Source organism: Streptomyces sp. NPDC056296 (genome assembly GCF_042268605.1).
Classification (GTDB): Bacteria; Actinomycetota; Actinomycetes; order Streptomycetales; family Streptomycetaceae; genus Streptomyces.
This window is the reverse complement of sequence record NZ_JBHJRX010000046.1, coordinates 57,265-77,909: the sequence shown is the minus strand read 5'-3', so window position 1 is coordinate 77,909 and position 20,645 is coordinate 57,265. Positions and strand designations below refer to the sequence as shown.

Below are 20,645 nucleotides of genomic sequence, written 5' to 3'. Positions count from 1 at the left end.
GCGGACCCGAGAACCACTACAAGGGCTGCACCCATATCACCAGCCGAAACGCCGCAAGTTGCACTGCCGATCGAACCCCTAACCGAACGGCATTGGGCCTAGGGGGTGTCGCCCCGCGACGCCGGCGTGATCCGAACGACAGGACCCAGGACGGCAGGCCTCAGGATGGCAGGCCTCAGGACGACCGGCCCCGCAACGACAGGCCCCAGGACCGGAACTCAGGTCTCCGTGCGGTACATCAGGTCCGTCTCGTGGGTGACGAAGCCCAGGCGCTCGTAGACGGACACCGCCGCCTTGTTGTCGGCGTCGACGTACAGCATCGCCGTGGGCAGTCCCTGTTCCGCCAGGTGCCGCAGACCGATGGTGGTCAGGGCCTTGCCCAGGCCGCCGCCCTGGACGTCGGGGCGGATGCCGAGGACGTACACCTCACCGAGCCGCTCCTCGGCGTGCACCTTGGTCCAGTGGAAGCCGATCAGCTCACCGTCCCGCTCGGCCAGGAAGAACCCCGCCGGGTCGAACCATGCCTCGGCCTCGCGGTCGTCGAGGTCCCGCTGGGTGAGGGAGCCCTGCTCCGGGTGGTGGGCGAAGGCGGCGGCGTTCACCGCGAGCCACGCCGCGTCGTCCTGACCCGGCACGAAGGTGCGGACGGTCACGCCCTCCGGCAGACGCGGGTCCGGCAACTCCAGGTCGGCCAACGGGCGCCGCATCTGGCGCAGTTCGCGGAACAGGGTCAGCCCGAGCACCTGCGCGAGATGCCGGGCGGCGGAGTGGCCGCCGTGCGCCCAGATCCGCAGCCGCTTGCCGGAGGCGGCGAGCAGCGCGGAACCCAGCGCCCGCCCGTGCCCCTGCCCCCGGTGCGAGGGGTGGACGACCAGTTCGGCGGCCGGAGGCTCGATCGGGTCGGTGCCCTCCAGCTGGGCGTAGCCGACGAGTTCGCCGCCGTTCACGGTGAGCAGCAGGTGCGCGATGCCCTCCCGTGCGGGGCCGCGCAGTTGCAGCCGTCCCTGCTCGGACACGGCCTGCTGTCCGTCGTTGCGGGCGGCCTCGGTGAGCAGGGCGAGGACGGCGTCGGTCTGCTCCGGGGTGAGTTCGGCGAGGGTCTCGATCGAGCGGGGGCGGCCGGGCTGCACGGTGTCGTCGCTGGTCATGCGTACGAGGGTAAGGGGCGGGTGCGGCAAAGCGGCGGCAGTCGGGGGAGTTGGCCGGCGGAGGAGGTACACCAGGATGTAACCCGTCACCCCCTGTCGCGCTACGCGCGTTGACCCTAGGCTGCTGCGCCGACGAGCCGTCTCCTCAGCGGCTCGCTTCACGCACACCCACAGGGGGGCGCATGCCAGCCACAGCACAGTCGCACCAACCGCGCCGCAGACGCCGTACGAACCGTCTCCTCGCCGCAGCCGCCACGGTCGTCACCGCCGGCGCGCTCGCCGCCGCGGCGCTCCCGGCGTCGGCGACCGCGGGCGAGAACCACCGGGGCAACGGCGGTCACGGTCGCGACCATGGCCATGGTCACGGTCGCTACCAGGACGTCCAGCTCCTCTCCTTCAACGACCTGCACGGCAACCTGGAGCCCCCGGCCGGTTCCTCCGGCCGGGTCACCGAGCTCCAGCCGGACGGCACGACGAAGACGGTCGACGCGGGCGGCGTCGAGTACCTCGCCACGCATCTCCGTGAGGCCCGCGAGGGCAACCGCTACTCCATCACCGCCGCGGGCGGCGACATGGTCGGCGCGTCCCCCCTTCTCTCCGGCCTCTTCCACGACGAGCCGACCATCGAGGCGCTCAACAAGCTCGACCTGGACGTGACGAGCGTCGGCAACCACGAGTTCGACGAGGGCGCGACCGAACTCGGCCGCCTCCAGAACGGCGGCTGCCACCCCACCGAGGGCTGCTACACGGACAAGGAGTTCAAGGGCGCCGACTTCCCGTACCTGGCGGCGAACGTCCTCGACGAGAAGTCCGGCAAGCCCATCCTGAAGCCCTACTGGGTGTGGAAGCAGAGGGGCGTCAAGGTCGGCTTCATCGGCGTGACCCTGGAGGGCACCCCGGACATCGTCTCGGCGGAGGGCGTGAAGGGCCTCTCCTTCAAGGACGAGGTCGAGACGATCAACAAGTACGCCAAGGTGCTCCAGCGCCAGGGCGTGAAGTCGATCGTCGCCCTGGTCCACGAGGGCGGCTTCCCGGCCTCGTCCGCCTACAACTACGACTGCGACTCCCCGGGCGCCGGCGACGGCATCTCCGGACCGATCGCCGACATCGCCAAGAACGTCACGCCCAAGGTGGACGCGCTGGTCACCGGCCACACCCACGCGGCGTACGTCTGCACGATCCCCGACCCGGCGGGCAAGCCCCGCATGGTCACGTCGGCCGCGTCCTTCGGCCGCCTGTACACGGACACGACGCTGACCTACGACCGCGCGACGGGGGACATCGCCCGTACGGCCGTGAAGTCGGCGAACCACGTCGTCACGCGGGACGTCCCGAAGGCACCGGACATGACCCGCCTGATCGACAGGTGGAGCACCCTCGCCGCCCCGATCGGCAACCGCCCCATCGGCTACATCTCCGGCGACATCAACCGGGACGGCACCGAGTCCCCGCTCGGCGACCTGATCGCCGACGCGCAACTGGCCTACGGCAGGACGCAGGACCCGGAAACCGACCTGGCCCTGATGAACCCCGGCGGCATCCGAGCCCCGCTGACCTACGCCGCCACGGGCGCCGAGGGCGACGGTGTGGTGACGTACGCCGAGGGCTTCACCGTCCAGCCCTTCGCCAACACGGTGAACCTCAAGGACTACACGGGTGCCCAGCTGATCCAGGTCCTCAAGGAGCAGGTGAGCGGCCCGAACGAGGCGGCCCCGAAGATCCTCCAGGTCTCGTCCGGCCTCACCTACACCCTGGACCTGACCAAGACCGGTGCGGACCGCGTGGTCACGGACTCCATCCGCCTCAACGGCTCGCCGATCGACGAGAACGCCACCTACCGCGTCGCGTCCAACAGCTTCCTCGCGGGCGGCGGCGACGGCTTCCCCACGCTGGGCGAGGGCGCGAACGAACTGGTCGGCACGGACGACCTGACGGCGCTGGAGCAGTACCTGACGGCCAACTCGTCGGCGACCGCCCCGATCACCCCGCCGGCTGCCGACCGCATCACGGTCGTGCGGTAGCCGACCCTGCCGAAGCGAGTACACATCGGCATGTGATGTTCGCGCCGCGCTCATATGGGCGCGGCGCGAATAGTTGGCCGGTAGGTGTCACCGCAATTGACTGCCACCGTCGGTGACCCGTTCGCCCCGGCTGACCGCGATGCGGAGCAGATCCGCGAGCGCCTCCGTCGCCCTGACCAACGCGAACCGCACCGCCCGCTCCCCGGCCTTCCGGTCGGCAAGCACGGCCCTGGCCCCCGCGAGCACCTCCTCCCCCGAGTCCACCTGGGCCGCCTCGACGTCATCGGCGAGCCGTGAAAGCCGGCTCTGCCCGCTGTCGGTACTCAGGTAGCAGGGCTTGCCTTCGGGGGTGGTCCAGGGGAGGAGACGGAGCGGAGGAGTGGGCATGGCTTGTCCCTTCGATACCAACGACCAGTGGCGATTACGTTTCGTGCCTCGATCGTCACTGACCGCGCGTACGCTGCGGAAGGGGGTCGGCGTTGCCCGCGCCCCCGGGCAACAGGGAGGGATGACGTGGCCGAACGCGTTGACGGTCAGGGCGAGTCGGGACGCGCGGTACTGGGACGGACGCTGCGCTTCCTGCGGGAGAAGGAGGGCAAGTCGCTGGGGCAGTTGGCCGACGAGTCCGGTTACGACAAGAGCTACTTGAGCCGCCTGGAGTCGGGCGAGCGGCTGTCCAAGGTGACGGTCATGGAAGACCTCGACGGCTACTACGGGGCCGGTGACCTGCTGGTCAGCCTGTGGAAGGTGGCGCGGATCGACGCCTTCAAGGACAAGTACAAGGAGTACATGCGGCTGGAGGCGTTGGCGCGAGTCGTCCACGTCTATACGCCCAACGTCCCGGGGCTGTTGCAGACCGAGGGCTTCGCCCGGGAGGTGTTGTCCGGGCCTCAGACAACGGATCAGGAGCGGGATGCGGTCGAGGAACAGGTTGCCGCTCGCCTGGGACGCCAGCTTCTGCTTCGCAAGAACCCAGCGCCCAGCGTTCGTTTCGTCATCGACGAACTCGCCATTCGCCGTCCCTCGGCCGATGCGGCGACCTGGGAGGGGCAGTTGATGCACTTGGAAGCGGCAGCGCGGGAACCCAACATCGTCCTCCAAGTGCTGCCGTTCTCGGCAGGTATCCATCACCTCATGGGCAAGGGATCGCTGACGCTGCTGTGGCAGAAGGACGGAAAGTCCGTGGCCTACGTGGAAGGTGGCAGCAGCGGTCTGCTGATGGATGATCCGGACGATGTCCTGCACCACCGTTTGTCCTACGATCGGCTCCGGGATCTGGCGCTGTCCCCGTCGGACTCGCTGACGTTCATCAGGGACGTACTGGAGGAGCACCGATCATGAAGCACACCCCGGACCTCAACAGCCCCGCTTGGCGCAAGTCGAGCTACAGCGACGGGGGAGCCAACAACTGCGTCGAGGTCGCCGACGGTCACCCCGGCCTCGTCCCCGTGCGCGACAGCAAGGTGCCGGACGGGCGGGTGCTGGTCTTCGGGGCGATGTCGTGGGGGGCGTTCGTGGCCAGGCTGAAGGCGTAGCCGCTCGGGGCGAGCGGTCGTAGGCACCTTCGGGTCAAGGAAGCGACGGACGGCGGCCTCCTGGCTGTGGCGCGACTATGGTGGGGTCATGGCAGAGAACACGACCATTCAGGTGTCACGCCAGGCCCGTGACCACCTCGCGCAGGTTGCCAAGGAGCGAGGCATGACCCTCGGCCAGCTCGTCGAGCAGTTGGCCTCGGAGCAGCCGACGGCGGAGCAGATCGCGGAGCGGGTGGCGGCCGATCGGCAGGTCGTCCGTGACGTCGTCGGCGTAGCGATCAGCGACGAGGAATTCGACCGGGCGCCCGACGTGCTCGGGAACATCTACCGGATCGCCGCCGAGAAGGTCCGCATGGCCCGAGGCGCCGCCGTGTGATCATTCTGGACACCGGCGCGACCCGTGCCCTCGCGGACGGCCACAAGACGCTGAACCTGCTCGCCGGAAACATGGCTCGTACGCCAGGCGATCTGCTCCGCATTCCCGCCCTCTGCCTCGTGCAGGCGGAGTCGGAGGAAGCGGGGGCGGGCGGACGGGTACTGGCCTTCTCGTCGGTGGTCGTCGACGACCTGGACACGGCCGGGTCGGTCACCGTCGGGACCATGATCCGCGACGGGTACGGAGGCGCGGACACCTGTCACGCCTTGTACTGCGCGCTGCCACGCCCCGAGTTCACGGGCATGTCCATCCTCCTCACGGACCGCGAGGACGCATACCCGCCCGGCGTCGTGACCGTCGGCATCGACTCCCCCGGCATGCTCGGCTACCACTGACCCCCGCCGGCCGCCCCCGTCTCCGGCGGCGGTACCGGCGCCCCCGGCAGCCGTACGGTCGCCACTGTTCCGCCGCCACCGTTCTCGGCCGGAGTCAGGCTCACGGCGCCCCCCGCCTGCTGCACCGTCCGGGCCACGATCGACAGGCCGAGGCCCGAGCCGGGCAGGGCGCGTGCGCTCGGTGAGCGCCAGAAGCGGTCGAAGACGTGGGGGAGTTCTTCGGCGGGGATGCCGGGCCCGTGGTCGCGGACGGTGAGGACGCCGTCGGCGAGGCGTACGTCGACGGTGCCGGACTCCGGGCTGAACTTCACCGCGTTGTCGAGGATGTTGACGACCGCGCGTTCCAGCGCGGCCGGTTCCGCCCGTACGTACCAGGGGTGTACGTCGGCCGTGATGGTCAGCTCGGGGCCGCGCAGGCGGGCGCGGCGCAGGGCCGACTCGACGACGTCGTGCCAGGCGAGGATGCGGGTGCGGCCCTCGTGCTGGCCGGTGTCGGGGCGGGAGAGTTCCTGGAGGTCGCCGATCAGGGCGGCCAGCTCCGTCATCTGGGCCTTGACCGAGGCGAGGAGTGCCTTGCGGTCGGCCTCGGGGATCGGGCGGCCGGTCTCCTCGCTGCGGGAGAGGAGTTCGATGTTGGTGCGGAGGGAGGTGAGCGGGGTGCGGAGTTCGTGGCCGGCGTCGGCGATGAGCTGCTGTTGCAGGTCACGGGAGCTGGCCAGGGACGAGGTCATGCTGTTGAAGGAGCGGGAGAGCCGGGCGATCTCGTCCTCGCTTTCGTCCTCCACGGGGATGCGGACGGTGAGGTCCTCGGTGCGGGCCACGTGTTCCACGGCCCGGGTCAGTTCGTCGACGGGGCGCAGGCCGGTCCGGGCCACCCAGAGGCCGGCGGCGCCTGCACCCACGACGCCGACGCCGGAAACGAGGAGGAGAACCCAGACCAGCGAGGACAGCGGCTCGGTTACATCGCTCACCGGCTTGGCGACGGAGACGGCGATACCCGGCTGCACCTGCTTGGTGACTCGGTCGAAGACCGGTCGGGTGTAGACGCGGACCGTGGTGCCGTCGGCGGTCTTCGAGGTGTGCAGCGCGTTCTCCGCCAGGCCGTCGGCGACGGCTACGTCCGCGTCCTGTACACGCATCTCCGCACTGCCGGGATCGACACAGGTGGAGCCGTCCGAGTAGAGGATCGTGACAATGGGGGCGTTCGGCGCCTGGGGCAGCTCCTGCGGGTTGGCCGACCGGCAGTTGGCCAGCATGCTCTGCAGTAGCTGGCTGGAAACCTGTTCGCCGCGCAGCTGGTCGTCCAGCTGGTTGTACAGCTGGTTACGGACCACCAACCAGCACGTCACCGAAACCGCCGCCACCGCGAACGCCACTGCCGCCGCCACCAGCAAAGACAGCCGGGCCCGGATGGGCAGGGCACGGACGCGGCGGACCAGCCCTCTCACTCCGCGCCGCCCTGCCGAAGCACGTAACCGACACCGCGGACCGTGTGGACGAGGCGCGGTTCGCCGGCCGCCTCGGTCTTGCGGCGCAGGTACATGACGTACACGTCGAGGGAGTTGGACGACGGCTCGAAGTCGAAGCCCCAGACCGCCTTGAGGATCTGCTCCCGGGTGAGGACCTGGCGCGGGTGTGCCATGAACATCTCGAGGAGGGTGAACTCGGTGCGGGTCAGTTCCACCGGGCGCCCGGCCCGCACGACCTCCCGCGTCGCCAGGTCCATGGTCAGGTCGGCGAAGGTGAGGGTGTCGTCGTTGTCGGCGCCGGCGTCCAGGCCGGTCACCCGGTCACCGACCGTGTCGCGGGCCGTCAGCATCAGGATGGGGGTCAGGTCGCCCGCGCCGCGGATGCGCCGGGCGGCGGTCAGGCCGTCCATGCGGGGCATCTGGATGTCGAGGACGACCAGGTCGGGCCGGTACGCCGCCGCCTTCTCCAGGGCGTCGGCGCCGTCGACGGCGACCTCGGTGTCGTACCCCTCGAAGGCGAGGCTGCGCTGGAGGGCTTCGCGGACCGCCGGCTCGTCGTCGACGATCAGGATGCGCTGGGTGTCACGGTCGCGGTCGCCTTCTGCGGGGCTCATGGGCTCGGATTCCTCGGCATTCTCGGATGCGGTGTGATGCCGTGTCGGGTGACGGCTGCCAACGTCTTCAGCGTCGCATGTTCGCATCGGCCCGGGGCCGCCGCTCAGCCGTCGGCGCCCGCTCGCAGCTTGGGCAGGTCGGCCTTCACCGTGTTGATCGGGATGGCGAAGCCGAGGCCGACGCTTCCCGCACTGGCGGAGGACTCGGCCGACGAGTACATCGCCGAGTTGATGCCGATGATGTTGCCGTTCATGTCGATCAGCGCGCCGCCGGAGTTGCCCGGGTTCAGGGACGCGTCGGTCTGGATCGCCTTGTACGTCGTCGTGGACGAGCCGGTGTCGCCGTTGAACTCCTGACCACCGAACTCGAACGGCCAGCCGCCCCCCTGGCGCTGCTGCTGTTGCTGCCGGCCCTCGTCGGTCGAGACGGTCACGTCACGGTCCAGGGCGGAGACGATGCCGCTGGTCACGGTGCCGGTCAGGCCCTCCGGGGAGCCGATCGCCACGACCTGCTGGCCGACCTTCAGGCCGTCGGAGTCGCCGAGGGTCGCGGCCTGCAGGCCCGAGGCGTTCTCCAGCTTTATCAGCGCCAGGTCCTTGCTGCTGTCGGTGCCGACGACCTGGGCGCTGTACTGCTTGCCGTCGCTGGTCGTGACCTTGACGGACGAGGCGCCGGAGACGACGTGGTTGTTGGTGATGATCTCGCCGTCACCGGTGATGATCACGCCGGAACCGGTGGAGGAACCGGCGTTCGAGGTGGCGCTGATCTCGACGATGCTCGGGCTGACCGACTTGGCCACCCCGGCGACCGTGCCCTTCTGGCCGGTGGGCACCACGCTGGTGCTGGTGGCGCTGGAGGCGACGGTGTCGCCGCCGGTCAGCTCCTGGATGCCGTACGCGGTGCCGCCGCCGACGGCCGCCGCGACGATCGCCACGGCCGCGAGCAGGGCGACGGGGCCGCGACGACGGGACGCGCGCTTCTTGTGCGGCTGCTCGGGCTGTCCGTCCGGGAAGGAGTCGGCGGGCGGCTGGGCCGGCGGGGGCGGCCACTCGGGGTTGACGGGAGAGGAGGCGTGCTGCTGGGCGCCCTGGTACGGATTCTCGTACGGGTTCTCTTGCGCGTGCTCGTACTCGCCGTTGCGGCGGAGGCTCTCGGTCATGTTCATGAGCTTCCCGCCCCCGGATGAGAGCGGCCTGAGTGCTGCCTGAGAAGCCCGGCAGAACCTCGTATGCCCGATATAAAGCCGAAGCCGTGCGGCGAAGTTGCTACTCGCAGCCGCAGGACTGCCGGACCACCAGCCGCGACGGGAAGACCTTCAGCCGCTCCCGCCGCGAGCCCGCCACGCGCAGACCGTCGTCCAGGACGAGGTCCACCGCCTCCCGCGCCATCGCCGACCGGTCCGAGGCGACCGTCGTCAGCGGCGGGTCCGCCAGGTCGGCTTCCTTGATGTCGTCGAAGCCGGCCACCGCCAGCTCACCGGGGACGTCGATGCGCAGCTCACGGGCCGCGCGCAGCAGGCCGATCGCCTGGTCGTCGGTGGAGCAGAAGATCGCGGGCGGGCGCTGTGGCCCGGAGAGGAGATCCAGCCCCACGCGGTACGCGTCGTAGCGGTTGTACGGCGCCTCGAAGAGCCGGCCCTCGGTGGAGAGCCCGGCCTCCTTCATCGCGCGCCGCCAGCCCTCGACGTGGTCGGAGACCGGGTCGCCGACGGACGGGGTCTCGGCGGTGCCGCCCATACAGGCGACGTACTCGTACCCGTGCTCCAGCAGGTGGCGTACGGCGAGCTGGGCGCCGTCCAGGTCGTCGGTGACGACGGCGACGTCGTCGATGGCCTCGGGGCGCTCGTGCATCAGGACGACCCGGGCGTCCCAGGCCTCGATCTCGGCGGCGGCCAGGTCGTTCAGGGCGTGGCTGACCAGGATGAGGCCCGAGACGCGCATCCCGAGGAACGCGCGCAGGTAGTGCGCCTCGCGCTCGCCGGCGTAGTCGGAGTTGCCGACGAGAACCATTTTTCCGCGCTCGGCGGCGGCCCACTCGACCGCGTGCGCCATCTCCGCGAAGAAGGGCTGGCGCGCGTCCGGCACGATCAGGCCTATGAGGTCCGTGCGCCGCGACGCCATCGCCTGGGCGACCCGGTCCGGCCGGTACCCCAGTTCCTTGATCGCGGCGAGGACACGCTCGCGCGTGGCCGGGGCGACCGGCCGGGGTCCGTTGTTGATGACATAGCTGACGACGGCGGTGGAAGTCCCCGCCAGTCGCGCCACATCATCCCGAGTCACCTTGGCCACGCGCGGAGTCTACGCGGATGGATCCGCCCTGGGCAGGGCGTATCACACCTTGGTTGACGTCGCTTCCCCCACGGTGTCCGGCCGGGCCCCGGCCTTCGCCCTGGCGTCCTCCGCGCGCTCCCCCTTCTCGGGCTTCTCCGGGGTGACGAAGCGGTAGCCGACGTTGCGGACGGTGCCGATCAGCGACTCGTGCTCGGGGCCGAGTTTGGCGCGCAGCCGCCGTACGTGCACGTCGACCGTGCGGGTGCCGCCGAAGTAGTCGTAGCCCCAGACCTCCTGGAGCAGCTGGGCGCGGGTGAAGACCCGCCCCGGGTGCTGGGCGAGGTACTTGAGCAGCTCGAACTCCTTGAAGGTCAGGTCCAGGATCCGGCCCTTGAGCTTGGCGGAGTACGTCGCCTCGTCCACGGACAGGTCGCCGTTGCGGATCTCCATGGGGGAGTCGTCGCCGACGATCTGCTGGCGGCCCATGGCCAGCCGCAGCCGGGCCTCGACCTCGGCCGGGCCGGCGGTGTCCAGCAGCACGTCGTCGATGCCCCAGTCGGCGGTGACGGCGGCGAGGCCGCCCTCGGTGACGACGAGGACGAGTGGACAGCTGAGCCCGGTGGAGCGCAGCAGCTGGCACAGGCTGCGGACCTGGGGTAGATCACGGCGTCCGTCGACGAGGATGACGTCGGCGCCGGGGGTGTCGACGAGGGCGGGGCCCTCCGCCGGCGCGACACGGACGTTGTGCAGCAGCAGGCCGAGGGCGGGAAGCACCTCCGTCGACGGCTGGAGGGCGTTGGTCAGGAGCAGCAGAGAACTCATCGCGCCCCACCTGCCTGGGTCGTCCTACGGTCGTGCACGGTTCGCTCGCCCATAACGTCTGGTTCCTCCTCGGTCCCTGCGAGGACGTTTACGGCACTGCTTCGTACAGGTGCGGATCCCGTGCCCGTGGGGCCCGCTGCGGGTCCGGGAGGTGAACGCCCGACGACTGCCCGGCGGCGCTCCCGGAAGCACAAAAGGACCCGGGGGCTACGTTGCCCGAGTCCTCTGCCCAGCAGAATAGCCGACATGAGCAACCGACCGGCAGGTCATGTGGCGCGTTCCACCGACCGTCCGCATCCCGAGACGTCCCGGGGGACGCCGCGCCGCAGGCCCTCGCGCACCTTCCTGCGCGCGTCCGACGGGGTCCGGATCGACGCCGTGTACGAGCCGGGCGTGGGCGGTCGTGACGCCTCTGACCTGGTGTTCGTCGTCGCGCACGGCTTCACCGGCGACGCCGACCGGCCCCACGTACGGCGGATCGCGGAGGCGTTCGGGCACTACGGCGCGGTGGTCACCTTCTCCTTCCGGGGCCACGGCGCCTCCGGCGGACGTTCCACCGTCGGTGACCGCGAGGTGCTCGACCTGGCGGCGGCGGTCACCTGGGCGCGCGGCTTCGGGCACGCACGCGTGGTCACCGTCGGCTTCTCGATGGGCGGCTCGGTGGTGCTGCGGCACGCCGCGCTGTACGGCGGCGACGGTGACGGTGATGGCGAAGGCGGCGGCAGTGACGCCCGCACGGACGCCGTTGCGTCGGTGAGCGCCCCCGCCCGCTGGTACTACCGGGGTACGGCGCCCATGCGCCGGCTGCACTGGCTGGTGATGCGGCCCGCCGGGCGCCTGGTGGGCCGCTACGGCATGCGCACCCGTATCCATCACCGGGACTGGGACCCGGTGCCGCTGTCGCCGGTGGAGGCGGTGCCGCGGATCGCGCCGACGCCCCTTCTCGTCGTGCACGGCGACCGGGACGGTTATTTTCCCGTCGACCACCCCCGGATGCTGGCCGAGGCGGCCGGTGACCACGGCGAACTCTGGCTGGAGCCCGGTATGGGCCACGCCGAGCACGCGTCGGACGACGCCCTGCTGCGCCGGATCGGCGACTGGGCCGTGTCCCGGGCGGGCTAGCCTGACGGTGTTCACCGCCGATCGACACGGACGCCGATCGGCACCGGCGACGAAGGATCCAGATGGCAAAGGTCACGGTGCGCTACTGGGCCGCCGCGAAGGCCGCGGCAGGAGTGGCCGAGGAGCCGTACGAGGCGGCCACGCTCGCCGACGCGCTCGGCGCGGTGCGCGAGCGGCACCCCGGCGAACTCACGCGCGTACTGCTGCGCTGCTCGTTCCTCGTCGACGGCGACCCCGTGGGCACGCGCGGGCACGAGACGGTACGGCTGGCCGACGGCGGCACGGTCGAGGTCCTCCCGCCGTTCGCGGGAGGGTGAGCGATGACCAACCAGCCGCATCAGCCGCATCAGCAGTACGGGCAGAATCAGCCGTACGAGGGACACGACGGGTGGCAGCAGGGGCAGCGGGGGCAGCAGGGGCAGTCTGAGTACGACGCCCAGGCGTGGCCCGCGCACCAACAGCCCCAGAGGCAACAGGCGTACCAGGGCGGGCAGGGTTACGAGGGTTACGAGGACCCGAACGCCGGCCAGTACACGCAGCAGTGGCAGGGGCAGACCTGGGAGACCAGCGTGCAGCCGCCGGTCTCCGCGGAGGAGACGGCGTACCTGCCGCCGCAGGCCCCGAACGGGTACCAGGAGCCGACGGGCACGTCGTACGGAACGACCGATCCCTACACGCCGCAGCCGCAGCCGTACCCGTCACAGCCGCAGCCGTACCCGTCACAGCCGCAGGCGTACGCCCCCCAGGCCCAACCTCACCCCCAGCCCCATCCCCATCCCCAGCCGTACGAACCCGCCGCCCAGGCCCCCGCTCCTCCCCCTACCGCTGTCGCTGACCCCGCCCCCTCCTCCGCCTCCTCCTCCGACGCGCCCGGTTACGGCCCCTCGACCCTCGCCGGGAACACGCGGGTCACCGACGCGCAGCGCGCCCGCGCCGAGGGGCGTTCGCCGATCATCGACCCGGGTATGCAGCCGGCCGGGCTCACGGCGCTGCTCGGGCTGCTGCTGGCGGGCGGGGCGGCGCTCGGTACGTACGCGCTCCTCGTCCCGCTCGTCGCCCTCCAGGCCGTCACCGCGGCGGGCTGGTTCCGCCTGAACGGCATGTGGCCCGCCCGGCAGGGCATCGCGCTGGGCTTCGCGGGCGCGCTCGCCGCCGACGCGGCGATGCTGGTGTCGGACCGCTCCCCGGCGGCGATCATCGGCACGCTCGGGGTGTGGGTGCTGCTGTCCCTCGTACTGCAACTGCGTTCGCACGCCGACCCCGACGAGCGGATGTACGGCCTGATCGCGACCGTCGCCGCGGCGGCCCTGGCGATCGTCGCGGGCGGATACCTCGCCGCCGACGCGGACGCGGTGACGGTCGGCGCGATCGCGGTGGCCGTGGCCGTCGTGGCGCGTGCGCTGCCGCTGCCGACACAGGCGTCCGTGGTCGTCGCGCTGCTCGCGGCGGCCGGTGCGGGGATCGCGGTCGGCTCGATGACGGACTTCGGGACGTCCGGGGCGCTGCTCGGGGCGGGCGCGGCGGTGTGCGCGCTGATCGGCCACCGGGTGGCGGCCTACGACTACCCCTCCCGGTTCGTCCACTTCACAGCGGGCGTGGCCCTGCCGCTCGCCGCGGCGGCACCGGCGGTGTACGTGCTCGGCAGGGCCCTCGCCTGATCCGCCTCCCCCGTGCCGGGTGCCTCCGGCTCGGACGGCGTCCTCCGGGGCCGGACGTTTCCCTCCGCACCGGCCCCAGCACCGGCCTGCGCATCGGCCCCGCGCACCGGTCCCTGCATCGGCCTGCGCACCGGCCCCCGCGCCGGGCCCCGCGTCGGCCTGCACATCGGCCCCCGCGCCGGGCCCCGCGTCGGCCTGCACATCGGCCCCCGCGCCGGGCCCCGCGTCGGCCTGCACATCGGCCCCGCGCACCGGCCTGCGCACCGGTCCCTGCATCGGCCTGCGCACCGGGCCCCGCGTCGGCCTGCGCACCGGCCCCCGCACCGCCCCCGCGCAGGCCTGAGCACCGCCCCCGTCCCCCTGTCACAGGTGATCGACAAAACCCCGGCGCCCCCGCCCGGCCGCGTTACCCTCGCGCTGGACGGCCGCCGGTCGTCGGGGACCGCCGTCGTTGACCGCCCAGGGTTGGGGAACACCGCATGCGTGCACTGCGAATACTGCTGATCGTCGTCGTGATCCTGGGCGGGCTCTTCGTGATCGCGGACCGTGTGGCGGTCAACTTCGCCGAGGACGAGGCGGCGGACAAGCTGCGGAGCGCCGAGAACCTGCCCTCGACACCCGACGTCTCCATCAACGGCTTCCCCTTCCTCACCCAGGTCGCCGGCGGCGAGCTGGACGACGTCGAGATCGGCATCGACGACTACGAGGCGTCCACCGGCAACGGCGGCGAGAAGATCCGTATCGACCACCTGCGCGCGAACATGAAGGGCGTCGAGTTCTCCGGCGACTACAGCTCCGCCACCGCGGCCACCGCCACCGGCACCGCGACCGTCGGCTACGACGAGCTGATGAAGGCCACCAAGTCCGAGCCCACGGACATCGCGCCCGGCATCACCGCCAAGGTCGTCGGCCTCTCCGACGGCGGCAACGGCAAGATCAAGGTGTCGCTCCAGGCCACGGTGCTCGGTGTCGAGGTGCCCGAGCCGGTCGAGGTGCTGAGCTCGGTCACGGTCAAGGACAACGACGTGGAGGTCGTCGCCGACGGCCTGCCGGAGATCGGCGGCAAGCAGCTCGCCGAGTCCCGCATCCGGGCCATCACCGACTTCCAGCAGACCATCGACGAACTGCCGGGCGGCATCGAGCTGGACAAGGTCGAGGCGGCGGAGGACGGCGTCGAGATCACGGTGAAGGGTTCGAACGTCGAGCTGGCCGGGTAAGCGTGCGTCCGACAGGCGAGACGCCGTCGTCCGTAACGTAGATGCGACGGCGAGCACCCCGGCCCGGGGAGCGTGCGGCGAAGTCCCCGCCCCCTGATCGATCCCGCATAGCGGACGATCCCGTCTCATGATGCGACACGCCGGTGACATGGCCCGGTATCCGTCCCTACGATCGGGACTATGAAGCGCCAGGCGGATCTCACGAAGCGGCGGGCAGTGGACCTGTGCCGCGTTGCCGCCATGCTCTGTCGCACCTTCTGAGCGGACGGCGACGCCGCCGTCCTTCCCCCTCACCCGCCCTGCCCTGGGCATCCGCGCGCCGCCGCACGGCCCGAGCGCGCGCACCCTCGCACCGCACGCCCGCCGCAACTGCCCGGAGGAGAAAACATGAGCCGCAGCGACGTCCTGGTCGACGCCGACTGGGTGCAGGACCACCTGGACGACCCCAGCATCGCGATCGTCGAGGTGGACGAGGACACGTCCGCCTACGAGAAGAACCACATCAAGAACGCGATCCGGATCGACTGGACCCAGGACCTCCAGGACCCGGTCCGCCGCGACTTCGTCGACCAGGAGGGCTTCGAGAAGCTCCTCTCCGCGAAGGGCATCGCCAACGACACGCTGGTGGTCCTCTACGGCGGCAACAACAACTGGTTCGCGTCCTACGCCTACTGGTACTTCAAGCTCTACGGCCACGAGAACGTCAAGCTCCTCGACGGCGGCCGCAAGAAGTGGGAGCTGGACGCCCGCGAGCTGGTCGACGGCAACGAGGTGCCCGAGCGCCCGGCCACCGACTACAAGGCCAAGCCGCAGAACACCGCGATCCGCGCCTTCCGCGACGACGTCGTCAAGGCGATCGGCGCGCAGAACCTGGTCGACGTCCGGTCGCCCGACGAGTTCTCCGGCAAGCTGCTCGCCCCGGCCCACCTCCCCCAGGAGCAGTCGCAGCGCCCGGGCCACGTCCCGTCCGCCCGCAACATCCCGTGGTCGAAGAACGCCAACGACGACGGCACCTTCAAGTCGGACGACGAGCTCAAGCAGCTCTACACCGACGAGCAGGTCGACCTGGCCAAGGACACCATTGCCTACTGCCGCATCGGTGAGCGCTCGGCCCTGACCTGGTTCGTCCTGCACGAGCTGCTGGGCGTCGAGAACGTCAAGAACTACGACGGCTCCTGGACCGAGTACGGCTCCCTCGTCGGCGTGCCGATCGAGCTCGGCGCCAACAAGTAAGTCCGCCCCCTCAACCCCTCAGGAGTACGACATGTGCGGTGCGAAGGCCGGCGGCCCCGACGCCTCGACGATCAAGCCCGGTGAGACCACGATCCAGGGTCACGTGACCCGCGACGGCGAGCCGGTGACGGGCTACGTCCGTCTGCTGGACTCCACCGGAGAGTTCACGGCGGAGGTCCCGACCTCCGCGACGGGCCAGTTCCGCTTCTACGCGGCCGAGGGCACCTGGACCGTACGGGCGCTCGTCCCGGGCGCCAGCGCCGACCGCACGGTCGTCGCCCAGCAGGGCGGACTGGCGGAGGTCGCGATCGCCGTCTGACGGCACGCGGCACGCGGCAGCGGCAGCGGCAAGCGACGGCCGAAGGGCCGCACCCCACGGGTTGGACGCCCGGGGTGCGGCCCTTCGGCGTGTCCGGACGTCACGTCCGGACCTACCCTGGACGTATGTACGCACGGCGGCGGCACAGCTACTTCGTGATGATGGGCATCTGCATCGCGCTGTTCGTCCTGGCCTGGGGCGTCGTCCGCCTCTGGTCGGTCCCCGCGGCCGTCGGCATGTGCGTGGTCGCCATGGTCATCCCCCCGCTCGCCGCGATGGTCGCCAACCGCCGCGGCCCCGACGACCGCTGGTGGGACGACCCCTCCGGCGACCCGAAGTCCGACGAGTGGTGGGACGAACTGGACGGCAGGAAGGGCCCGCGCCACCAGGACCGGCCCTGAGACCCCTTGAAGTCCTACCCTGAGCCCTCCCTCGGGTCCTTCCTGCGCCCGCCCCAGGTCCTGTCCAGGCCTCCGGCCAGGCGTTCCAGGCAGCGCACCGCCAGGTCGGCGGGGGAGCCGGGGCCCTCGGCGCCCGCCTCGGTGCCGGCCCAGGTCTCCAGCGCGATCCGGATGGCGTCGGTGGCGGCGGCGGCCACCAGACGCACCTCGAGCGGATCGGCGCCGCCGTCCGTCGGGCGTGTCAGGCGCGCGATGACCGGGACCAGCCGTTCCTCGGACTCCTGGTTCACCCGGTACCACACGGCTCGCAGCGCGGGATCGTCCGCGCCGGCCCGCAGCAGCCCGCGCGTACGCAGCAGCGCCTCCGCGGCCTGGGCGTCCGGAACCGCCAGGGCCTGCTCGACGGCGGTCCGCAGCGCCGGGCCGAGCGGGGTGCCCGGCTCCATGCTCTCCAGCAGCCCCCGCCAGCGGTCGGCGCCGTCCGTCAGCAGGGGGCCGACCGCGTCCTGCTTGGAGCGGAAGTACCGGTAGAAGGTGCGCAGCGCCACCCCGGCGCGCCGGGCGATCTCCTCCGCCGTCGTGGCGTGCGGGCCCTGGGTGGCGAAGAGTTCGGCCGCCGCATGCGCGATGTCGAGCTGGGTGGCGGCCTTGCGGCGCTCGGTCAGGGACGGGGGCGGCTCGGTGCTCACCCCAGAAGCGTACGACCCGCGACCGACACTGGCATGTCGTGACGTAGTGGCAAACCGTGCCATCTAGGCGTACCGTGAAGCCGTATCGAGGCGCCCGGCGGAAGAGCACAGGCGCCGAAAAGGCCCGGCCGGCAGCCGGTGACGGGCGGGTTGGAGCACACATGAACCGCTACGAAGGCCGTCGCGTCCTGGTCACCGGCGGGGGCTCGGGCATAGGCCAGGCCACTGTGCTGCGCGTCCTCGCGGAGGGCGGCACCGTGGTGGCCGCGGACGTCAGCGAGCCCGGCCTGAAGGACACCGCGCGGAAGGCGGCGGCCCACGCGGACCGGCTCACCACCCGCGTCGTCGACATCGCCGACGAGACCTCGGTACGCGAGGGCGTCAAGGCCGCGACGGACGCACTGGGCGGGCTGGACGTCCTTGTCAACGCGGCCGGCATCCTGCGTTCGTCGCACACCGAGGACACCAGCCTCCCGGAGTTCACTCGCGTCGTGACGGTGAACCTCGTCGGCACGTTCCTGGTGATCCGCGAGTCGATCCCGGCGCTTCTGGAGGGCCGGGACGCGGCCGTCGTCAACTTCAGCTCGACCTCGGCGGCGTTCGCGCACCCGTACATGGCGGCCTACGCGGCGAGCAAGGGCGGCATCCAGTCCATGACCCACGCCCTGGCCAGTGAGTACGCGGGGCGCGGCATCCGGTTCACCGCCGTGCAGCCGGGGTCCATCTCCTCCGGCATGACCGACGGCAGCGGGGCCAGCGGGCAGAGCATCGGCCCCGGGCTGCCCGAGGACGCCGACATGCGCCTCTTCGCGAAGCTCTCACCCGCCCTCGGGCAGGGATTCGCCGGCCCGGAGACGGTGGCGTCGGTCGTCGCGATGCTGGGCTCCGAGGACGGCCGGTTCATCACAGGCACCGAGATCCGGATCGACGGCGGCACCCACTTCTGACGTCACCGCCGATGTCACCGCCGACGTCACCTCCGACATCACCCCTGGTCCCCTGTAAGGAGCACACGATGCACGACCTGTCCGGCAAGAACCTGATCATCACCGGCGGTGCCCGCGGCCTCGGCGCGGAGGCGGCCCGTCAGGCCGTCGCCGCCGGGGCACACGTCCTGATCACCGACGTCCTGGACGACGAGGGCGAGGCCACGGCCCGCGAACTCGGCGACCACGCCCGTTTCCTGCACCACGACGTGACCTCCGAGGAGGACTGGCGGCGGGTCGCCGACTTCGCCGTCACCGAGTTCGGGGCGCTGCACGGCCTGGTGAACAACGCGGGCATCTCGACCGGCACGCCGCTGGAGTCGGAGTCCGTCGAGCACTTCAGGAAGGTGCTCGACATCAACCTCACGGGCGTCTTCATCGGCATGAAGACCGTGATCCCCGCGTTGAAGGAGGCCGGTGGCGGCTCGATCGTCAACATCTCGTCCGCGGCGGGCCTGATGGGCCTCGCCCTCACGGCCGGGTACGGCGCCTCCAAGTGGGGCGTACGGGGGCTGACGAAGATCGGTGCCGTGGAGCTGGGCACCGCCCGCATCCGGGTGAACTCCGTGCACCCGGGGATGACGTACACCCCGATGACAGCGGCCGTCGGCATCGAGCAGGGCGAGGGCAAGTACCCGAACACGCCCATGGGCCGGGTCGGCGAACCCCACGAGATCGCCGGCGCGGTCGTCTTCCTGCTCTCGGACGCCGCGTCCTACGTCACCGGCGCCGAACTCGCGGTGGACGGCGGCTGGACCACCGGACCGACCGTCGCGTACGTCATGGGGCAGTGAGCGCCGGTTCCGGTACCGGTGCCGGAACCGGCCCTGCCGGTCAGTGGACCAGCGCCTGCGTCGCCCGGCCCGGCAGCGCGAGCTAGGAGGACTCGCCGGTCAGCAACAGGGAGACGTCGACACCGCTGGCCACGGCGACCGCCGCAACCGCGGACGCTTGGGAGCACCGGTGGAGCGGACGGTTGGCCGGCGCCGTACGACAGGCCGGCATACGCCGTGCGAGGCGCGGACACGGTGGAATCCGGCGACGTTCTGGCGGCGGTACTGCGGAGCGGGTCTGGGGCCATCCACCCCAAAAGCGTGAGCACTTCACTCCCCACTGTCATCGGGGCGCTCATTTGAGCGCCTCGGTGACACTTCTCCGTCAGTTGTTCACGGTTTTCAGGAGAGAACTCAGTAGACGAGCGTCTGGGTGTCGTCGCCCAGCGCCTCCTGTACGAACACCTGCGCCCCCGCGATGCGTACGCCTTGGATGACGTCCTTCTCGGTGAGGTCGCGGCGGGCCGCGCACTGCGTGCACAGGGTCACCCGGCCGCCCGCCAGGATCGAGTCCAGCAGGTCGGGCAGCGGCGCGGCGTGCGGCAGCTCGAACTCGGCGGCGCGTCCCGGCACCGCGAACCAGGAGGACTCCCCGGTCAGCCACAGTGACACGTCGACCCCACTGGCCACGGCCACCGCCGCCACCGTGAACGCCTGCGAACACCGCTCGGGAGCATCGGCCCCCGCCGTCACCTTGATCACGAGCTTCTTCGCCATGCCGGAAGCGTAGCCCGCACGGACGGCATCAGAGGGCGACGGCGATCGTCACCAGAAGCGTCGCGACGCAGAGAGCGGTGAGCACGCCGCTCACGACGGCGCCGTCGACCTTTCGGGCGCGTCGCTGCGGGGAGGGCGGGCGCGGGGTGCCGCCTTCATCGGGTGCGGGTGCGGGTGCGGGTGCGGGTGCGGGTGCGGGTGCGGGTGCTGGCGCTGGCGCTGGTGCGGGCGCCCCGTACATGCCGGCCAGTCCGGGGTGGAACGGCGGGAGTGCGTAGCCCGGAGACAGGGGCGCCCGGTCGCGTGCCGCCGGGCGGAGCCGCTGCTGCCGCGCGCACTCCTCGTACGGCAGGCCCTCGCCGCGCCTCATGTGCGGTGCTCCCTTCGCTGGTGCTGCCGCAGCAGCACGTTGGCGTCCGTCTCCGCGCTGCGGTCGTACGCCGCCCGGGCGTCGTCCCGGCTCCTGGCCAGTTCCGCGCACTCCGCGCAGTCCGGACGCGGCCGGGGCGGGCGGCTCAGGTCGTCGGGGTCGGGTGGCCCGCACACTCCCGCCGCCGCCCGTGTGCGGTCGTTGGCCGCGCGCAGCCGGGCGCTCAGCCGCTCCTCGTCCGTGGCCGGACGCAGCGCCGCCGGGTCCGCCGGCCACTCGCGGCCACCGCCGAGGGGGCGCAGCATCGCGTGGGGTCCGGCAGGGCCCCGGTACTCGCCGACCTGACCGGCGGCGGGGTCGTAGAGCGGCGTCCCGGGCTCGTGGGCAGCCGGTTCCGATCTCATCTGGTTCGCTCCCTTACGCCAACATATATACGGAATGCGCCAGTT

General features: G+C 71.4%; 26 protein-coding genes. 15 read left to right on the top strand and 11 right to left on the bottom strand.

Annotated elements, in window-relative coordinates; genetic code table 11:
- Positions 1–218: 218 nt before the first annotated feature.
- Entirely contained in the window at positions 219–1,148 is a 930-nt protein-coding gene (gene mshD / locus ACFCZF_RS29665; protein ID WP_376674237.1) for a mycothiol synthase, read from the bottom strand.
- Between the two features lie 182 nt (positions 1,149–1,330).
- Here mshD and ACFCZF_RS29660 point away from each other — a divergent pair, with 182 nt between their 5' ends.
- The gene (locus ACFCZF_RS29660; protein ID WP_376674236.1) at positions 1,331–3,169 is read left to right on the top strand and encodes a bifunctional metallophosphatase/5'-nucleotidase; all 1,839 of its coding nucleotides are present in this window, start codon (positions 1,331–1,333) and stop codon (positions 3,167–3,169) included.
- An 87-nt stretch (positions 3,170–3,256) separates the two neighbouring features.
- On the opposite strand, the gene ACFCZF_RS29655 is transcribed toward ACFCZF_RS29660, so the two are convergent.
- Positions 3,257–3,556 (bottom strand): hypothetical protein, encoded by a 300-nt coding sequence (locus ACFCZF_RS29655; RefSeq protein WP_375912562.1) that lies wholly within the window; start codon positions 3,554–3,556, stop codon positions 3,257–3,259.
- Positions 3,557–3,682: 126 nt separating this feature from the next.
- Here ACFCZF_RS29655 and ACFCZF_RS29650 point away from each other — a divergent pair, with 126 nt between their 5' ends.
- The 4 genes from ACFCZF_RS29650 (at position 3,683) to ACFCZF_RS29635 (ending at position 5,475) form a co-directional block, all read left to right on the top strand.
- Positions 3,683–4,510, top strand: coding sequence for a helix-turn-helix domain-containing protein (locus ACFCZF_RS29650; RefSeq protein ID WP_376674235.1), 828 nt, complete (start codon positions 3,683–3,685; stop codon positions 4,508–4,510).
- Positions 4,507–4,704, top strand: a complete 198-nt coding sequence (locus tag ACFCZF_RS29645) for a DUF397 domain-containing protein (RefSeq protein WP_376674234.1) — start codon at positions 4,507–4,509, stop codon at positions 4,702–4,704. Before ACFCZF_RS29650 ends, ACFCZF_RS29645 begins: the two co-directional genes overlap by 4 nt.
- A gap of 88 nt (positions 4,705–4,792) precedes the next feature.
- A complete protein-coding gene (locus tag ACFCZF_RS29640; protein ID WP_376674233.1) occupies positions 4,793–5,080 on the top strand; it encodes a hypothetical protein in 288 nt (95 codons plus the stop codon).
- Complete coding sequence (locus tag ACFCZF_RS29635; RefSeq protein WP_376674232.1) at positions 5,077–5,475, top strand: hypothetical protein; 399 nt, start codon at positions 5,077–5,079, stop codon at positions 5,473–5,475. Before ACFCZF_RS29640 ends, ACFCZF_RS29635 begins: the two co-directional genes overlap by 4 nt.
- On the opposite strand, the gene ACFCZF_RS29630 is transcribed toward ACFCZF_RS29635, so the two are convergent.
- The 5 genes from ACFCZF_RS29630 to ACFCZF_RS29610 all read right to left on the bottom strand — a co-directional run bounded on the left by ACFCZF_RS29630 (position 5,466) and on the right by ACFCZF_RS29610 (position 10,651).
- Positions 5,466–6,923, bottom strand: a complete 1,458-nt coding sequence (locus tag ACFCZF_RS29630) for a sensor histidine kinase (RefSeq protein ID WP_376674231.1) — start codon at positions 6,921–6,923, stop codon at positions 5,466–5,468. The genes ACFCZF_RS29635 and ACFCZF_RS29630 overlap by 10 nt on opposite strands.
- Entirely contained in the window at positions 6,920–7,558 is a 639-nt protein-coding gene (locus tag ACFCZF_RS29625) for a response regulator transcription factor (RefSeq protein ID WP_376674230.1), read from the bottom strand. Before ACFCZF_RS29625 ends, ACFCZF_RS29630 begins: the two co-directional genes overlap by 4 nt.
- Positions 7,559–7,662: 104 nt before the next feature.
- Positions 7,663–8,724 carry a S1C family serine protease gene (locus tag ACFCZF_RS29620; RefSeq protein WP_376674229.1) on the bottom strand — a complete coding sequence of 354 codons (1,062 nt, stop codon included), beginning with the start codon at positions 8,722–8,724 and terminating at the stop codon, positions 7,663–7,665.
- 100 nt (positions 8,725–8,824) lie between these two features.
- Positions 8,825–9,847 (bottom strand): LacI family DNA-binding transcriptional regulator, encoded by a 1,023-nt coding sequence (locus ACFCZF_RS29615; RefSeq protein ID WP_376674228.1) that lies wholly within the window; start codon positions 9,845–9,847, stop codon positions 8,825–8,827.
- Between the two features lie 42 nt (positions 9,848–9,889).
- Positions 9,890–10,651, bottom strand: coding sequence for a winged-helix domain-containing protein (locus ACFCZF_RS29610; protein ID WP_376674227.1), 762 nt, complete (start codon positions 10,649–10,651; stop codon positions 9,890–9,892).
- 246 nt (positions 10,652–10,897) lie between these two features.
- On the opposite strand from ACFCZF_RS29610, the gene ACFCZF_RS29605 reads away from it, so the two are divergent.
- From ACFCZF_RS29605 to ACFCZF_RS29570, 8 genes are all read left to right on the top strand, one after another.
- Positions 10,898–11,773, top strand: a complete 876-nt coding sequence (locus ACFCZF_RS29605) for an alpha/beta hydrolase (RefSeq protein ID WP_376674226.1) — start codon at positions 10,898–10,900, stop codon at positions 11,771–11,773.
- A 62-nt stretch (positions 11,774–11,835) separates the two neighbouring features.
- Positions 11,836–12,090: a MoaD/ThiS family protein gene (locus ACFCZF_RS29600; protein ID WP_053133327.1), complete on the top strand. Its 255-nt coding sequence runs from the start codon at positions 11,836–11,838 to the stop codon at positions 12,088–12,090.
- A 3-nt stretch (positions 12,091–12,093) separates the two neighbouring features.
- Positions 12,094–13,431 (top strand): hypothetical protein, encoded by a 1,338-nt coding sequence (locus ACFCZF_RS29595; protein ID WP_376674225.1) that lies wholly within the window; start codon positions 12,094–12,096, stop codon positions 13,429–13,431.
- A gap of 479 nt (positions 13,432–13,910) precedes the next feature.
- Positions 13,911–14,648 (top strand): DUF2993 domain-containing protein, encoded by a 738-nt coding sequence (locus ACFCZF_RS29590; protein ID WP_376674224.1) that lies wholly within the window; start codon positions 13,911–13,913, stop codon positions 14,646–14,648.
- Positions 14,649–14,828: 180 nt separating this feature from the next.
- On the top strand, positions 14,829–14,909 hold the full coding sequence (locus ACFCZF_RS29585) for a putative leader peptide (RefSeq protein WP_350310325.1): 81 nt from the start codon (positions 14,829–14,831) through the stop codon (positions 14,907–14,909).
- 126 nt (positions 14,910–15,035) lie between these two features.
- Positions 15,036–15,881: a sulfurtransferase gene (locus ACFCZF_RS29580; RefSeq protein ID WP_375912533.1), complete on the top strand. Its 846-nt coding sequence runs from the start codon at positions 15,036–15,038 to the stop codon at positions 15,879–15,881.
- 31 nt (positions 15,882–15,912) lie between these two features.
- Positions 15,913–16,200, top strand: coding sequence for a DUF1416 domain-containing protein (locus tag ACFCZF_RS29575; RefSeq protein ID WP_121747762.1), 288 nt, complete (start codon positions 15,913–15,915; stop codon positions 16,198–16,200).
- Between the two features lie 125 nt (positions 16,201–16,325).
- Positions 16,326–16,601, top strand: a complete 276-nt coding sequence (locus tag ACFCZF_RS29570) for a DUF3099 domain-containing protein (RefSeq protein ID WP_376674223.1) — start codon at positions 16,326–16,328, stop codon at positions 16,599–16,601.
- A 14-nt stretch (positions 16,602–16,615) separates the two neighbouring features.
- Here the strand turns inward: ACFCZF_RS29570 and ACFCZF_RS29565 are convergent, their stop codons facing one another.
- Positions 16,616–17,290, bottom strand: a complete 675-nt coding sequence (locus ACFCZF_RS29565) for a TetR family transcriptional regulator (protein ID WP_376674222.1) — start codon at positions 17,288–17,290, stop codon at positions 16,616–16,618.
- Between the two features lie 161 nt (positions 17,291–17,451).
- Between ACFCZF_RS29565 and ACFCZF_RS29560 the strand changes: the two genes are divergently transcribed.
- Together ACFCZF_RS29560 and ACFCZF_RS29555 are read left to right on the top strand one after the other, a co-directional pair.
- The gene (locus ACFCZF_RS29560) at positions 17,452–18,237 is read left to right on the top strand and encodes an SDR family NAD(P)-dependent oxidoreductase (RefSeq protein ID WP_376674221.1); all 786 of its coding nucleotides are present in this window, start codon (positions 17,452–17,454) and stop codon (positions 18,235–18,237) included.
- Positions 18,238–18,305: 68 nt separating this feature from the next.
- The gene (locus ACFCZF_RS29555; RefSeq protein ID WP_376674220.1) at positions 18,306–19,070 is read left to right on the top strand and encodes a glucose 1-dehydrogenase; all 765 of its coding nucleotides are present in this window, start codon (positions 18,306–18,308) and stop codon (positions 19,068–19,070) included.
- Between the two features lie 393 nt (positions 19,071–19,463).
- Here ACFCZF_RS29555 and ACFCZF_RS29550 read toward each other — a convergent pair whose 3' ends face one another.
- Genes ACFCZF_RS29550 through ACFCZF_RS29540 form a run of 3 tightly spaced genes read right to left on the bottom strand, consistent with a single transcriptional unit; the run spans position 19,464 to position 20,600 of the window.
- Positions 19,464–19,826, bottom strand: coding sequence for a DsrE family protein (locus tag ACFCZF_RS29550; protein WP_376674219.1), 363 nt, complete (start codon positions 19,824–19,826; stop codon positions 19,464–19,466).
- A 28-nt stretch (positions 19,827–19,854) separates the two neighbouring features.
- On the bottom strand, positions 19,855–20,196 hold the full coding sequence (locus ACFCZF_RS29545) for a hypothetical protein (protein WP_376674218.1): 342 nt from the start codon (positions 20,194–20,196) through the stop codon (positions 19,855–19,857).
- Positions 20,193–20,600 (bottom strand): hypothetical protein, encoded by a 408-nt coding sequence (locus tag ACFCZF_RS29540; RefSeq protein WP_376674217.1) that lies wholly within the window; start codon positions 20,598–20,600, stop codon positions 20,193–20,195. The genes ACFCZF_RS29545 and ACFCZF_RS29540 overlap by 4 nt, the downstream gene beginning before the upstream one ends.
- Positions 20,601–20,645: the final 45 nt, after the last annotated feature.

Coding starts and splice junctions, on each gene's coding strand:
- ACFCZF_RS29660 (WP_376674236.1), top strand. CDS start 1,331: ATGCCAGCCACAGCACAGTCGCACCAACCGCGCCGCAGACGCCGTACG.
- ACFCZF_RS29555 (WP_376674220.1), top strand. CDS start 18,306: ATGCACGACCTGTCCGGCAAGAACCTGATCATCACCGGCGGTGCCCGC.
- ACFCZF_RS29600 (WP_053133327.1), top strand. CDS start 11,836: ATGGCAAAGGTCACGGTGCGCTACTGGGCCGCCGCGAAGGCCGCGGCA.
- ACFCZF_RS29610 (WP_376674227.1), bottom strand. CDS start 10,651: ATGAGTTCTCTGCTGCTCCTGACCAACGCCCTCCAGCCGTCGACGGAG.
- ACFCZF_RS29580 (WP_375912533.1), top strand. CDS start 15,036: ATGAGCCGCAGCGACGTCCTGGTCGACGCCGACTGGGTGCAGGACCAC.
- ACFCZF_RS29645 (WP_376674234.1), top strand. CDS start 4,507: ATGAAGCACACCCCGGACCTCAACAGCCCCGCTTGGCGCAAGTCGAGC.
- ACFCZF_RS29640 (WP_376674233.1), top strand. CDS start 4,793: ATGGCAGAGAACACGACCATTCAGGTGTCACGCCAGGCCCGTGACCAC.
- mshD (WP_376674237.1), bottom strand. CDS start 1,148: ATGACCAGCGACGACACCGTGCAGCCCGGCCGCCCCCGCTCGATCGAG.
- ACFCZF_RS29550 (WP_376674219.1), bottom strand. CDS start 19,826: ATGGCGAAGAAGCTCGTGATCAAGGTGACGGCGGGGGCCGATGCTCCC.
- ACFCZF_RS29540 (WP_376674217.1), bottom strand. CDS start 20,600: ATGAGATCGGAACCGGCTGCCCACGAGCCCGGGACGCCGCTCTACGAC.
- ACFCZF_RS29545 (WP_376674218.1), bottom strand. CDS start 20,196: ATGAGGCGCGGCGAGGGCCTGCCGTACGAGGAGTGCGCGCGGCAGCAG.
- ACFCZF_RS29655 (WP_375912562.1), bottom strand. CDS start 3,556: ATGCCCACTCCTCCGCTCCGTCTCCTCCCCTGGACCACCCCCGAAGGC.
- ACFCZF_RS29595 (WP_376674225.1), top strand. CDS start 12,094: ATGACCAACCAGCCGCATCAGCCGCATCAGCAGTACGGGCAGAATCAG.
- ACFCZF_RS29560 (WP_376674221.1), top strand. CDS start 17,452: ATGAACCGCTACGAAGGCCGTCGCGTCCTGGTCACCGGCGGGGGCTCG.
- ACFCZF_RS29570 (WP_376674223.1), top strand. CDS start 16,326: ATGTACGCACGGCGGCGGCACAGCTACTTCGTGATGATGGGCATCTGC.
- ACFCZF_RS29575 (WP_121747762.1), top strand. CDS start 15,913: ATGTGCGGTGCGAAGGCCGGCGGCCCCGACGCCTCGACGATCAAGCCC.
- ACFCZF_RS29625 (WP_376674230.1), bottom strand. CDS start 7,558: ATGAGCCCCGCAGAAGGCGACCGCGACCGTGACACCCAGCGCATCCTG.
- ACFCZF_RS29585 (WP_350310325.1), top strand. CDS start 14,829: ATGAAGCGCCAGGCGGATCTCACGAAGCGGCGGGCAGTGGACCTGTGC.
- ACFCZF_RS29620 (WP_376674229.1), bottom strand. CDS start 8,724: ATGAACATGACCGAGAGCCTCCGCCGCAACGGCGAGTACGAGCACGCG.
- ACFCZF_RS29590 (WP_376674224.1), top strand. CDS start 13,911: ATGCGTGCACTGCGAATACTGCTGATCGTCGTCGTGATCCTGGGCGGG.
- ACFCZF_RS29605 (WP_376674226.1), top strand. CDS start 10,898: ATGAGCAACCGACCGGCAGGTCATGTGGCGCGTTCCACCGACCGTCCG.